A 12,459-nucleotide genomic window follows, 5' to 3' on the forward strand; every position below is an offset into this window, starting at 1 on the left:
CTTAATGGAAGCTTTATATACAGCAACAGCGACAGTCAAAGGTGGACGTACAGGTTCGGTTGCTTCTTCGGATGGTGTGCTCAAGCATGATCTGAAAATGCCAAAAGAGCTTGGAGGCCCTGGTGGTGAAGGAACCAACCCTGAACAGCTCTTTGCAGCTGGATACGGTGCATGTTATGAGAGTGCCCTCGCTAATGTGGCGCGCAAAGCAGGCGTGAAGTTGGAGAATGTGGTGGTAACCAGCAATGTCTCCATTGGCAAAGACCCTGCGGATGACGGTTTTCAGTTGTCGGTACGCTTGGATGTGAGCATGCCTGGTGTGGATCACAGTCAAGCCGAAGATCTGGCGCGCAAGGCACATGATTTCTGTCCTTACTCCAAAGCAACTCGCGGCAATATTGATGTGGTACTTAATGTAGTTTAAGACCTGACTCCTAGGAGTAAAGGGAACATATAGAGCAGGGTATCTTTGGATACCTGACGTTCGATTACAAGACCCTGCTGGCCATCGGCAGGGTTTTGTATTGTATACCCGTTGAAATGCAGGAAAATGCATGGCGGACAGCGTACTATTTTACATAATCTACTCTTGCTTGATGTCATACATTCGAATGAGGGGGGAACAATATTGAGTATTGAAGAGATGATAGAACGACGATTTGTATGTACCAAATGCAGGGGGACGGACTGCAATATTAAGGAAGTATCCATGTCAGGAGCTGGACTTAGCAAAATGTTCGACATTCAGCACAATCATTATCTCTTCGTCGCCTGTTCTTCCTGTGGATATGTTGAAGTATTCGATCCGGATGTGTTAAAAGGGAAAAAACAGGGTCAGGTGGGTACCATTCTTGATATTCTATTTGGCGGGTAAATGTGCTTGAGTTGACATCGAACTAAAATTTCTTTAATATGACTTAGTACTAAGAAGTGTCATTGCATGAACCAAATTTGAATTAACAGGTGATATCCATGTCTTATAGACCGCGTATTGCAAATTTAGAACTAGCTAGTGGCAACAAGGAAGACGGATTGTATGAATTTAAAATGAAATTGGTAGACGGTACACAATGCCGTGTATTCTACTCCCATTCCCCGGAATGGAAGCTGACCAATATCAGCCGTCTACAGAAAACACCTTGTCCGGTATGTCGCAAAGATTTCATTTGCAAATGCATGGACCAGTGGGCTGGTGACCTTCATCAACAGATGATCGACGACCAATGGATGGAAAAGGCAATTGCCGAGTAATTGCCAAAACAGATACGAGCGTGGGCACAAGCCTGCGCTCTTTTTCTATTTTCCACGGCCCATTCATAATATCTGAAAAAAACGTCCGACAGGGCTAAAAACGGGTAAGTTACCCTAAGAGAAGAGCACAACTATGAGGAGGCCACGATTATGACTGCAAATCAAACGGATCAGCATCAGGGACACCCGATTGTGCTTGTGGACGGAGTGTGTCATTTCTGCCAAGGCTTAACGAAGTGGATTATCAAGCGTGACCCGGAGGGGAAATATCATTTTGCATCACTTCAATCGGATGTAGCGAAAACATTGCTGGAGAAGGGCAATTTGTCCACAGACAGCATGGATACTTTTGTACTCATTGAGGATGGGAAATATTATACGCGTTCCACCGCAGCGCTGCGGCTGGCCAAAGGATTGAAATTCCCTTATCCATTATTGTATGGGCTAATTATTATACCGAAATTTATTCGCAATGCCGTATATAATACGGTAGCTCGCAACCGATATCGCTGGTTCGGTAAAGATGAAGCGTGCATGCTGCCTACACCTGAAATGAAGGAGCGTTTCCTTTGAATAACTGAAGTGTAACATATTGTATCAGGGCGATTGATTAATAACGGAAATAATTGGGTAATGAGTACGGATCAATTCTATTATGGGGGGCAAATAACTTGAAGAAGTGGACTACATTAATTATTGGGGCATTATTAGCAGTAAGCATGACCGCTTGCGGAAGCGATGCAGATAACAGTACAGCAACGCCGCCAGCTGGCAACGAAACGTCTAACGAGGGCAATACAACTGCGGAGCAGGAGACAAAGATCCCAACATTGGACGAGTTAATTGAGGAAACGAATGCAGCGACGAAAGACATGAAAAGCTTCACTACCGAAGCCAATATTGATCAAAATTTGAAGCTGGTGTCTGGCGAACAATCCCAGGATCAACAGGTGAAAACATTGCTGAAGATGGATATCATCAAGGACCCAATGATGATCTATCAGGAGATGAAGATGGAAATGTCCGGACAGGAAGCGCAGAATGTGAAGCAGTATATCACTTCGGATCATATTTATTCCCAGGTGGGAGAGCAATGGGTCAAAATTCCTGACGATCAAACGAAACCATTGATTGAACAAATGCAGTCAAGCATGAATCCGGAAGGTGAGCTGGAGCAATTCAAAAAGATTGCAGAGGACACCAAGATTACGGAAGAAGGCGACAACTACGTCATTAACGCTGACGTATCCGGTGATAACGTGAAGGAGCTGGCCAAAGCAGTCATGGAGCAAAACGGATCGGATGCACAGACTCAAGCCATGCTTGATCAAATGAATATTACCAGCATGAAAATGAAATATATGATTAACAAAGAAACCTACCTGCCTGCAAGTACGGATGTCAACATGGTGATGGAGATGGAGCAGGAGGGACAGCAAATTTCGATGGACATGAAAATGACCAGCACGTTCTCGAACCATAACGGCGTGGAAGAGATTAAGATCCCGCAAGAAGCATTGGATAGTGCTAAATAAGAAGCGTGGAGATAAGCGGGAGGATTCTCTCTGACAAGAGGTTAGCCTGGTTAAAACCGCCATGAGGTGGATCTACTGGAGAAGGCATCTTTGATATGAATTTGCGTGAACCGACAGGTTCGGCGGATTTTATCAGGGGTGTTTTTCTTTTTTGTATGCGTTGTGGTCAGATTATTAACAAAAGGGTGAGCAGTAGCGGCTTCCACATGGGAAGCGATAAGCTTATAGGCTACAGATTGCGTATTATAGGCGTAATTTTGCTTGTGGCATATGATTGATCGAGCGACGAAGCTTCATCTCGAACTCCCATATCTCTTTTAAGCCTTCTATGCAGCGTATCAAGCTGCCAAATTCGTTGTTTCAAAGGTGAGGACTGGGAATGAGAGGGTTCCCTTAGAGAGCAAGTGTGCAAGCGTCATAGCATCAAGAAAGAATCCAAGAGGAGCATCACTTCCGTTAACTGAATTCTTGCGTGTCCCTAAATATGCCATATGCTGTGTCCTGACAGACAGAAGCACTCTCCCCCTGGTCACACATGGTTTTGGTTGAGCGCGATGTTAAGACTGATTATCTTGTTTCTATCGTCATTTCCAGTGCTGCATGTTGAGAAAAATTTGTTCGAGCTTCTACTTGATCGCGGAAGTTAAATCAACATCGGTCGTAGCACATAGAGCTTGTTAGCGAAAGCCTCTATGTCAATGCTTACGTGCCGTTCGGTTCGCTGCACGACAATCACCGGAATCAGGAGAAGTGGTCACGCTTTCATTATAGCTGTCGCAGCTAATTTGTTCGAACGCAGGTCCTTAGCTGTTCTATTGTTTACTTTTCCTGAACTTTTTTCCTTGGCGAAAGCACTTGGATTTTCTACAATAGTCATGTAAGCGATTGAATTTAGAGTTGGTAGGAAGCTGAAGGAAGTCTATCTCAGGGAAGAAGGTCGAAGAAATGATTGAATATGCACATATACACCACGTGAGTCTGGCTGTACGTAATTTGGAGGTTGCGAAGAAATTCTATTCCGGTTTACTCCGCATGCAGGAGATTGAACGTCCGCCTTTCAACTCGACAGGCACATGGTATACCATTGGTGATCAACAGCTTCATCTGTTACAGCACCCGCAGGGACATACGCTTCGTGAGGCTGGCATCGATACAACGGATGGACATTTTGCGATCTGGGTGAAGAATTACAAGGAGACTTTGGCATGGCTGGAACAGCAGGGAATTGAATATGAGGCAAGACCAGATAGTGTTGCCGGGTTTGCACAGATTTTTGTGCTTGATCCTGACCGCAATATTATTGAGTTTGATGCACCCTATCATTCTTGATCGGATTTTCGAATAAAATGGAAGAGAGTATTTGAGTTGGTAGATCCTAATTTTTCAAATAACCACCTTTAAGAATCCAAAAAATGTACTAATTTCTTATATTCATATAACTTGACTGAAGTACCTTCAATAACCTGCATGTTTATGTGGTTTTTGGTGGTGCTTTTTTCACGAAGAAAATGAGAATAAGTTAATGAATTATTACATAATAATCATAGAAAAGAGGGGATGAGTTACATCCCCTCTGGCTAAGTATAAGTTTTATCGTACAGTGACTGTATAGAGCACAGTATCACCATTTGGCAAATAACCAACTACTGTACAAACACCAGGAGAAAGACCAATAATTAATCCTTGTTGATTTAAATAAATGCCTCCATAATCTCCGCTAATCCAAAAATTAGATCCAGCTACAGTGATGCTCTCACCAACTCTTAAGCTAATAGGAACAGAAATTTGATCTGCAAGAGTGATTACATTGGAAGTTTCTGCAAGAGTAGTACTAGGGCTTGGTGTAGAAGCGCTAGCCGCAAAAGATGTAGATCCAACAGTGAAGCAAGCAACGACAGTTAATAGACCAGTAATAAGTTTCTTTTTCATCGTTATCATCCTCTCATATTTGGAATACTACTCTAGTATATAGAATATTTATCCAAAAGTAAATTAAATTTGGTAAATAAAGTTTTTTATTGGATGAATATTATGTGAACCAAGTATTAATTTTGAGATACTCAATTTTGTGATACTGATAATAATAGTTTATTTTTTTCTCAGCAAATTGATAAAAATATTAGATACGGTGGTGTAACGTTACGAAAGGGATAAGCGATAGAATGTGCAGTGACAAACATGGCGTAAGACATGGAAGTGATACAACAAAGAAGATATTGTTACCTGGATGACAGCTATAAGGAGTAAGAGCATTATCGTTTGAATAAATCCCTTGCTCCTCCAGAAATTGTATGCTATATTATCCATACATTCATAGCACGTGACGGAAGCACCGTCCATATACTGCATATTTTTGCGGTTATTGGACGGTGCTTTTTTGTGCTTTTTTTGCAGGGAGGGAAGAAGAATTGATTGTTCTAAAGGCAGTGCTGGCTTCCAAAGACAGAGAGTATATCAGCGCATGGCTTGATTTTGTACAAGGCAGTCCGTCTGGCTCCAGTATACGTTTCACCGCTTTTTCACAATGGGAACCATTCAAAGACCATATGGACGAACAGGAAGGACGGGAACTGCCAGATCTGGTTATTGCGGAACCTGATTTTCTGAACAGCTGGCTGAGTAACGGGGGGGAAACCGCGGGTATTCCATGGCTGATGCTGAGTGAAGGACTGGATGAGGTGGATGAGGATAAACGGCTGATGAAATATCAACCATTGCCTGCCCTGATGGACGCTGTTCTCCATGCTTGTCGGCAGCCACGTCGGAAGAAGACTCATCGTCCGGGACAGGGGGCGCTCTCTATTGGAGTTGTATCAGCTTCCGGCGGGAGTGGCAAGACTGCGGTGGCGATGCATATGGCAAAGCAACTGGGGGTTGCGGGATATGCTGTTCTGTATCTCAATCTGGAGACGCTGGATAGCTCAATGCCGTTTCTGGAGAAGGGTCTGTCTAGAAGTGGACAGCTTATACCTGATGCAGAAACGGGGCTGTCACGTCTGCTTTATGATTTGAAGGTGGGCAGGAAGGAATCAGGCAAACAGGGACAGGTGCAATCTTCCTCCAAAGGAGTCGACGGATACGTGCTTCGTCACGAAGCGCTGAAGTCGGATGTATTCTGGCCGTTATCAAATCGGAAGGAACTGCTGCAAATGTCCCGTGAGGATACGAAAAGCCTGATCCGATATTTGGCGGACTGTGGGCAATATGATGTGCTCATTCTGGATGGGGACTCAGGCTGGGACGGGCGCAGTGAGGGGATTTTCGATGCTGCCGATGCATTTGTGTGGCTGGTTGAGGATGACATCTCTTCTATGCACCGCTGGGGTCAATGGATGCAGCATACGAAACGCACCAAGCCGGATCTGTATGAAAGTGTACTTGACCGTGCCCGGTTCATTGTTAACAAGTATCGGGACAGCGTCATTAATGCCCTGCCAAGTCCTGATCTGCATCTGGATGCTGTGCTGCCGTATATCCCTTCCTGGAAGCAGCTGAGTCAGGAGGAAGTGATGCTTAGTTCACCGATCTTTCAACGCGAAGTGAAGAGACTATGCGCCATGATCGTGCAGGATGGAGACGAAGAACTGAAGCAGACGGGGCGGATACAGAAGGCTGATGGGTGGCCATTATGACGGATTCATCCAAGATGATACTGGACCGTGAAGAGCAGTTTCAAATCATGCGTCGCGAGGTCAGAGCAGGTCTGGATTTAACATCCTCTGCTGGAGATGATGAACTGTGGCAGGGGATTGAGCGTAAAGTGCTCTCTGACCCGACGCTGGATGATCTGACCTCCGGGGAGCGTCATACGCTGGTGCAACGCTTATTTGATTCCTTTCGAGGGCTGGATATTCTGCAGCCATTGGTGGATCATCCCGAAATTACAGAGATTATGATCAACAGTCACCGGGAGATTTTCGTTGAGCAGGAAGGTGAAGTTAGACAGATCACGCTGGAGTTCGAGTCCAGGGAACGACTGGAAGACATTATTCAGATGATTGTATCCGGGGTGAACCGGATTGTGAATGAGTCTTCTCCAATTGTGGATGCACGATTGAAAGACGGGTCGCGGGTCAATATCGTGCTGCCTCCGATTGCGTTGAAAGGTCCGACCATGACGATTCGGAAATTCCCGAGTGAACCAATGAAGATGTCCGATCTGATTGATAAAGGTGCCTTGCATGAGGAAGCGGCAGAATTGCTGCAGCAGTTGGTGCGCAGCAAATACAATATTTTTATCGGCGGTGGAACCGGATCGGGGAAAACCACTTTCCTAAATGCATTATCTCAATTTATCCCGGCGGATGAACGGATCATTACGATTGAGGACTCTGCTGAATTACAGATTGTCACAGTACCCAATCTGGTATCGCTGGAGACGCGGAATGCCAATACCGAGGGCAAGGGGCAAATATCCATTCGGGACCTGATCAAGTCATCCTTGCGGATGCGCCCGAATCGAATTGTTATTGGTGAGGTGCGGGGAGTAGAAGCGCTGGATATGTTGCAGGCCATGAACACTGGACATGATGGCTCGTTGTCCACGGGACACGCAAATACGATCTCGGATATGATCAGCAGATTGGAGACCATGGTGCTCAGTGGAGCGGATCTTCCCATTGCAGTTGTCCGGCAGCAGATCAGCTCGGCCATTGATATCTTTGTACATTTATCCCGCTTACGGGACCGTTCGCGTCGGGTGACCGAGATTAGTGAAGTGATTGGCATGCAGGACGGAGAAGTACTGCTGAATCCACTGTTTCGTTTTCAGGAGATCGAAGAAAAAGAAGGCAAAATTATTGGGGGACTTGTTCAAGTTGGAACGCTGAGACAAGTGGACAAAATTCAGATGGCAGGGCTAGGAGAATGGCTGAGCGAGTACATAGAAAGTAATAATGATAAGTTAATTAAATCGGGTAACAACGTAAATTAGTTATATATTTTTGGAAGGTGATGAATTTGGGCGAGGCCAGACAGGCGTTAACGGACTACACCGTCTATACGCTATCCCGGAGACAGCGGTTGGTCTGCATGCTGATTAGTGGTTTGTTGTTCTTTGGCATCGGTATCCTGTTCTATCATCATTGGTTGGCCGGATTGATATTGGCTGCGGGGTGTATATGGGTACCGAAACATTGGACCAAAGTGCTGCTGGAACGCAGAAGAATGACACTCAGTTTACATTTTAAGCAGGCATTATATGCGTTGTCCTCCGCGCTGGCAGCTGGAAAATCGGTAGAGAACGGATTTAAGGAATCAGTGGAGGATCTGCGTATGCTGAATCCTGAGGCGGATACAGATCTCATTTGTGAATTCACTATTCTAAGGACGCGGATGGAGTATGGTCAGCCCATTGAAGAGGCACTGCAAGATTTCTCGGATCGCGCCAAAATTGAGGATATCACCAACTTTGCCGATGTGTTCATCACTTGTAAGCGAACCGGTGGAGACCTGGTCGAAGTGGTGAGGCGAACCTCTGCGGTGATTGGTGAGAAGCTGGATATTCAGCAGGATATCATGGTAGCGGTGGCACAGAAAAAGTTTGAATCCAAAGTGATGTTTGCCGCTCCGTTTATTTTTCTGATTTTTCTGAACTTTACGGCCAAGGATTTTATGGAGCCGTTATATAGCGGGATGGGATATATGATCTCTAGCGGGGCGTTGGCGTTACTTGCCTGCTGTTATTTGTGGATTACACGCATTATGGATATCAAAGTATAAGGAGCTGACACGATGCTGCTTCCCGTTATTTTCGGAGGGGTGCTCGGAGCAGGGTGGCTGGTGCTTGATCGAACGCGAGGGCAGACCTACCGACATCTGCGCAAACTGGACATGGAAGGATTACGTCTGAAGAAGCTGCATGGCCCCTTTTTGTTTTTACTGGACAAGTTCGAGGTGGGCCGCAGATTGCCTGTAATCATGTTCCGCATGCAGCACGCCATTCAGAAAATGTATGGCATACAGCATAGTGGCGAGAAAACAATGCTCTACTGTGCTGAAATGCTGACTTATTCGTGGCTGATGTTGCTCGTAAGCTGCCTTTTGTCGCTCGTTGGGGATATGGGGCTTGGCGGCATGGTAGGTGGACTGGCATTGGGTGTTGCACTGCCCTTTGCACTATATAAAGACCTTAACACCAAAGTGCAGCGAAGAGATCAGGACATACTCATGGAGCTGCCGGAGTTATTGAACCGAATTGTCTTACTGGTTGGAGCAGGGGAAACGGTACAGCGTGCCATTGTTCACTGTGTAGCCAGTCAGGGAGAACGGGATCATCCCCTCTACAACGAGCTACGAAAGACAGTTGGGGATTGGAATAATGGTTATTCGTTTCAACAATCGTTTGAACAGTTCAGTCGTCGCTGTGGTGTGCAGGAAGTGACGATATTTACAACAACCGTGCTGCTGAATTTCCGGCGAGGGGGAGGTGACTTTGTACTGGCGCTGCGGGATCTGTCCCATGTGTTATGGGAGAAACGCAAGGCCGTTAGTCGGGCTAAGGGAGAACAGGCTTCTTCCAAACTGGTGTTTCCGATGGTGCTGATCTTTTTTTCGATTGTGGTGATGATTGGAGCACCGGCTTTTATGATGATGAATATGTAGGAGGAATTGGGATGCTGGACTTAATGAAAAGCAAGGTAACTGGATTTTGGAAGGAAGAGGATGGGCTTGGCACGCTGGAGCTAATTCTGATCATCGGCGTTATTATCATTATTGCATTGATATTCAAGAATCAAATTTCAGCATTAATTACGAGCCTGCTTAGTAAAGTGGACACGAAAAGTAATGAATTTTTCCCGAGTAAGTAGATTGAAAAAGGAAGAAGGGAGCTTCACCATTGAAGCCTCCCTGGTCTTCCCTATCGTGTTGTTTATTCTCGTGTTGCTTTTATTTTTCTCCATGTACATGTATCAGAAGACATTTCTGAACCAGCATGCGTATGCAGCTTCTGAACGTGCAGCCTACAGCTGGGACAACAGCCACAAGCAGGCGATGACGGGTGAAGTTGTGGCTGGGGAACATGACAACTTGTACTGGAGATTGACCGATGATCGATTGCTCGGAGCACTGTTTGGTTGGGCGGGAGCGGACAATGAGGTTATTGTTGCTGTACCGGCGGGAGAAGGCGGAAGCCTTTCGGAAAAGAAACTTTCCCAAGCGGCACAAGGCATGCCTTCTGGCATGAATGGAACGATTGAATACCAGAACTCGCTGATCCAGCGAAAAGTAACGACCAAGCTGGAGCAGGTGATTTCCTTACCCCTGCCTTCTTTTTTATTTGATTCAGGTAACAGTGTATTAACGCAAGGATCATCTGCGGTTGTAGAACCGACAGAATTCATCCGAACGGTGGATCTCGTCCGTTATTATGCAGCTAAATTTAAAGGCAAGGGCGGAGCCGCAGCCAGTACTGCCGCTGAAGCGGGACAGGTTGTACAGCATTTTGGCAAAACCAAAAAATGAGGAAAGGAGGAGGAAACGCTGTTCAGAAAAAAAGACGGTGAATCAGGAGCTGTAACCGTGTTCTTGATCTTGATTTTGGCTGGAATCTTTATGTTTGTTTCCATTTTCATTGATTATGCACGTATTGCAGCGTTCAAAGTACAGGCAGAACGAATGACGCATGCGGCGATGAGATCCGTGATGTCAGCCTATGACACGTCCCTGCGAGAGTATGGTCTGTTTGGATACGGTGACAGCAGTGGTGAGGCCATTATGGCCAAGGTGCTGAATGATAGTGTGAAGCCCTCGGCTGTAAAAGATGGATTTCCTATTCTGGATATCCAATGGGATACGACTTCACTGAGCATGGAGCGTGAGCTGGGCAGGTATGATATTTTTAATCGCCAGATTCAGGAGGATATGAAATATCGAGCGCCAGTTGATTTTACCCTGGAAGTAGTCAATCGTTTTAAGCCGATGTCGGAAGAGATGAAAGAAGCTGCTCATACCGTGGATTTGCTCAAAAAATTGCAGAAACTGTATGACAAACGTGAGGAGTTGCTGGACGAAGCAATAGCCAATCAGACGGAGTCGGCCGAAAAGCTGAAGGCTCTTCCGGCTTTGATCATGAACCCGCCTTCTTCTGCGATATACGATGAGATACTGAGAGACACACCTGAGACAGCCGCTGAGGTAGCAGCACGATATGCGGATTATCTGAACAAGAAACAAATGGATGAAGGACTGCCCTTCAACCAGCAATCGTACATGCTGGAGCTGGCTCGTTATCGTACAGGCACGGGGAATGTGGCGACAGGCATAAGCGTGATCATACAGCCAGCATTGCAGGCTCACCAGGCGAAATTGGAGGAAGCACAAGTCAAGATTGAAGAAGCTCGCAAAATCAATGAGGAAATGAAGCGGGTAATCGCTGAAGGGGAGAACCGTTCACAGAATGCCAGTTACGAAAAAGTAGGAAACTCAACGCTGCCTGGGTCGAGCCCTCCGTCTACCGGATCGGGTAGTGAAGCCAAAAGTACACGCTCCCTTGCCTCGGAACTTGTAAGAGCTGACACGTTGTTCGATCAGTTAAACGCACGTATACGCTCGCAAAATTCAGATTTTACCAATGTCAGAAATGACAGCATGGAGCTTAATACACAGCTTCGCACTGTTACGGTGATGAGTGGTGTTTCCATTAAACCAGCGGTTAGACAGGCTAGTCAGGTAACGGAACGATACATGGACACTTACGTGAGAAGTGGACCCTCCAATGTCATTCTTCAAAGTAAACAGCAGTTGGAGAGCGGTCGCGGATCTGATGCCCAGCGTAAAGCAAATGACAAGGAATCCAAAGGGAAGTTGAAGGATGTTAAACGGATTTTGTCGCAGATTGAAAAGGGAAGCTCCGGATCAACGGAAGCTTTCAAACAGCTGGAAGAGTACTACAACGCCAACATCGCTTTTAACAAAGCGAGCCGGGAGGAAGCTAAAAAGGCAGAGATTGCTGGCGATCCGTATGAATCTGGTGGTGACGCCATGAATGGAATGGACAGTTTATTCAGCGGCATGTCCGGTCTGCTGGATAGCCTTGGCGATGAATTGTTCCAGAATGAGTATGCACTGGCGTATTTTAATTCAATGGATTTTGGACAATTGTTCAACTGGACTGAAGGTAGCGGAGATTCTGGTGAAGTATTCAAACTGGAGAATCAGGAACTGGAATACATCGTCTATGGTTTTCATAATCCTTCGGGCAACATTGCTGCTGCATATGCGGAGATCTTTGGTATGCGTCTTGCCATTCGAACTGCAGAAGGATTAATTGAGAACAGCAAGCTTGGGAATCCACTTCTTGTACTATCTGCTGCCATTTTATATGGAATTACAAACGCTATAGCAGATATGGTGAAATTGGCTAAAGACGGTAGTGTGGAATTGTCTAAATATATCAAAGTCAAGCTTACCTACAGGGATCATCTCCGATTGTTCCTTTTAATGCATAGCAACAATGAACGCAAAATGTCCAGAATGTTGGCTTTGATCAGGTTAAATACGGGCGTGAACCCGGACGAGAAGCAGACCTATGCCTCGGGAAACATGCGCAGCAGTATCAAGCTGTGGTTTTTGCCGGGCGTCACCAGAAGTATAGGTGCTGTCATGGGTAGTGCTGACCAAGTAGAAGATGGGCGATTTTTCATTGATCGGAAGGCCGATTATTCCTATTAAA

14 protein-coding genes are annotated in these 12,459 nt (G+C 45.8%); 13 read left to right on the forward strand and 1 reads right to left on the reverse strand.

From position 1 onward, the window contains the following. Nucleotides 1-4: 4 nt before the first annotated feature. From P5G61_RS04710 to P5G61_RS04735, 6 genes are all read left to right on the forward strand, one after another. Nucleotides 5-424 (forward strand): organic hydroperoxide resistance protein, encoded by a 420-nt coding sequence (locus tag P5G61_RS04710; RefSeq protein WP_024629325.1) that lies wholly within the window; start codon nucleotides 5-7, stop codon nucleotides 422-424. 204 nt (nucleotides 425-628) lie between these two features. After that, nucleotides 629-874, forward strand: a complete 246-nt coding sequence (locus P5G61_RS04715) for a zinc ribbon domain-containing protein (protein ID WP_024629326.1) — start codon at nucleotides 629-631, stop codon at nucleotides 872-874. Between the two features lie 98 nt (nucleotides 875-972). Further along, on the forward strand, nucleotides 973-1,251 hold the full coding sequence (locus tag P5G61_RS04720) for a hypothetical protein (RefSeq protein WP_024629327.1): 279 nt from the start codon (nucleotides 973-975) through the stop codon (nucleotides 1,249-1,251). Between the two features lie 150 nt (nucleotides 1,252-1,401). Beyond that, a complete protein-coding gene (locus P5G61_RS04725) occupies nucleotides 1,402-1,824 on the forward strand; it encodes a thiol-disulfide oxidoreductase DCC family protein (protein ID WP_094938721.1) in 423 nt (140 codons plus the stop codon). 98 nt (nucleotides 1,825-1,922) lie between these two features. Further along, nucleotides 1,923-2,786 (forward strand): DUF6612 family protein, encoded by an 864-nt coding sequence (locus tag P5G61_RS04730; protein WP_301244968.1) that lies wholly within the window; start codon nucleotides 1,923-1,925, stop codon nucleotides 2,784-2,786. A 945-nt stretch (nucleotides 2,787-3,731) separates the two neighbouring features. Further along, the gene (locus P5G61_RS04735; RefSeq protein WP_301244969.1) at nucleotides 3,732-4,115 is read left to right on the forward strand and encodes a VOC family protein; all 384 of its coding nucleotides are present in this window, start codon (nucleotides 3,732-3,734) and stop codon (nucleotides 4,113-4,115) included. A 261-nt stretch (nucleotides 4,116-4,376) separates the two neighbouring features. Here P5G61_RS04735 and P5G61_RS04740 read toward each other — a convergent pair whose 3' ends face one another. Next, on the reverse strand, nucleotides 4,377-4,715 hold the full coding sequence (locus P5G61_RS04740; RefSeq protein WP_301244971.1) for a BLB8/JUQZ-1 family protein: 339 nt from the start codon (nucleotides 4,713-4,715) through the stop codon (nucleotides 4,377-4,379). A gap of 479 nt (nucleotides 4,716-5,194) precedes the next feature. On the opposite strand from P5G61_RS04740, the gene P5G61_RS04745 reads away from it, so the two are divergent. The 7 genes from P5G61_RS04745 to P5G61_RS04775 are packed head-to-tail and all read left to right on the forward strand — an operon-like array spanning nucleotide 5,195 to nucleotide 12,458. Continuing rightward, nucleotides 5,195-6,418, forward strand: a complete 1,224-nt coding sequence (locus P5G61_RS04745) for a nucleotide-binding protein (protein WP_301244973.1) — start codon at nucleotides 5,195-5,197, stop codon at nucleotides 6,416-6,418. Next, on the forward strand, nucleotides 6,415-7,719 hold the full coding sequence (locus P5G61_RS04750; protein WP_301245254.1) for a TadA family conjugal transfer-associated ATPase: 1,305 nt from the start codon (nucleotides 6,415-6,417) through the stop codon (nucleotides 7,717-7,719). Before P5G61_RS04745 ends, P5G61_RS04750 begins: the two co-directional genes overlap by 4 nt. 20 nt (nucleotides 7,720-7,739) lie before the next feature. Further along, nucleotides 7,740-8,507 (forward strand): type II secretion system F family protein, encoded by a 768-nt coding sequence (locus P5G61_RS04755; protein ID WP_301245256.1) that lies wholly within the window; start codon nucleotides 7,740-7,742, stop codon nucleotides 8,505-8,507. Nucleotides 8,508-8,519: 12 nt separating this feature from the next. Continuing rightward, a complete protein-coding gene (locus P5G61_RS04760) occupies nucleotides 8,520-9,389 on the forward strand; it encodes a type II secretion system F family protein (RefSeq protein WP_301244975.1) in 870 nt (289 codons plus the stop codon). An 11-nt stretch (nucleotides 9,390-9,400) separates the two neighbouring features. Continuing rightward, the gene (locus P5G61_RS04765; RefSeq protein WP_079350807.1) at nucleotides 9,401-9,595 is read left to right on the forward strand and encodes a Flp1 family type IVb pilin; all 195 of its coding nucleotides are present in this window, start codon (nucleotides 9,401-9,403) and stop codon (nucleotides 9,593-9,595) included. Beyond that, nucleotides 9,573-10,250, forward strand: a complete 678-nt coding sequence (locus P5G61_RS04770; RefSeq protein ID WP_435874038.1) for a TadE/TadG family type IV pilus assembly protein — start codon at nucleotides 9,573-9,575, stop codon at nucleotides 10,248-10,250. The genes P5G61_RS04765 and P5G61_RS04770 overlap by 23 nt, the downstream gene beginning before the upstream one ends. 57 nt (nucleotides 10,251-10,307) lie before the next feature. Next, nucleotides 10,308-12,458, forward strand: a complete 2,151-nt coding sequence (locus P5G61_RS04775; protein WP_301244980.1) for a hypothetical protein — start codon at nucleotides 10,308-10,310, stop codon at nucleotides 12,456-12,458. Nucleotide 12,459 lies beyond the last annotated feature (1 nt).

This window comes from Paenibacillus vandeheii, from assembly GCF_030433635.1.
Classification (GTDB): Bacteria; Bacillota; Bacilli; order Paenibacillales; family Paenibacillaceae; genus Paenibacillus; species Paenibacillus vandeheii.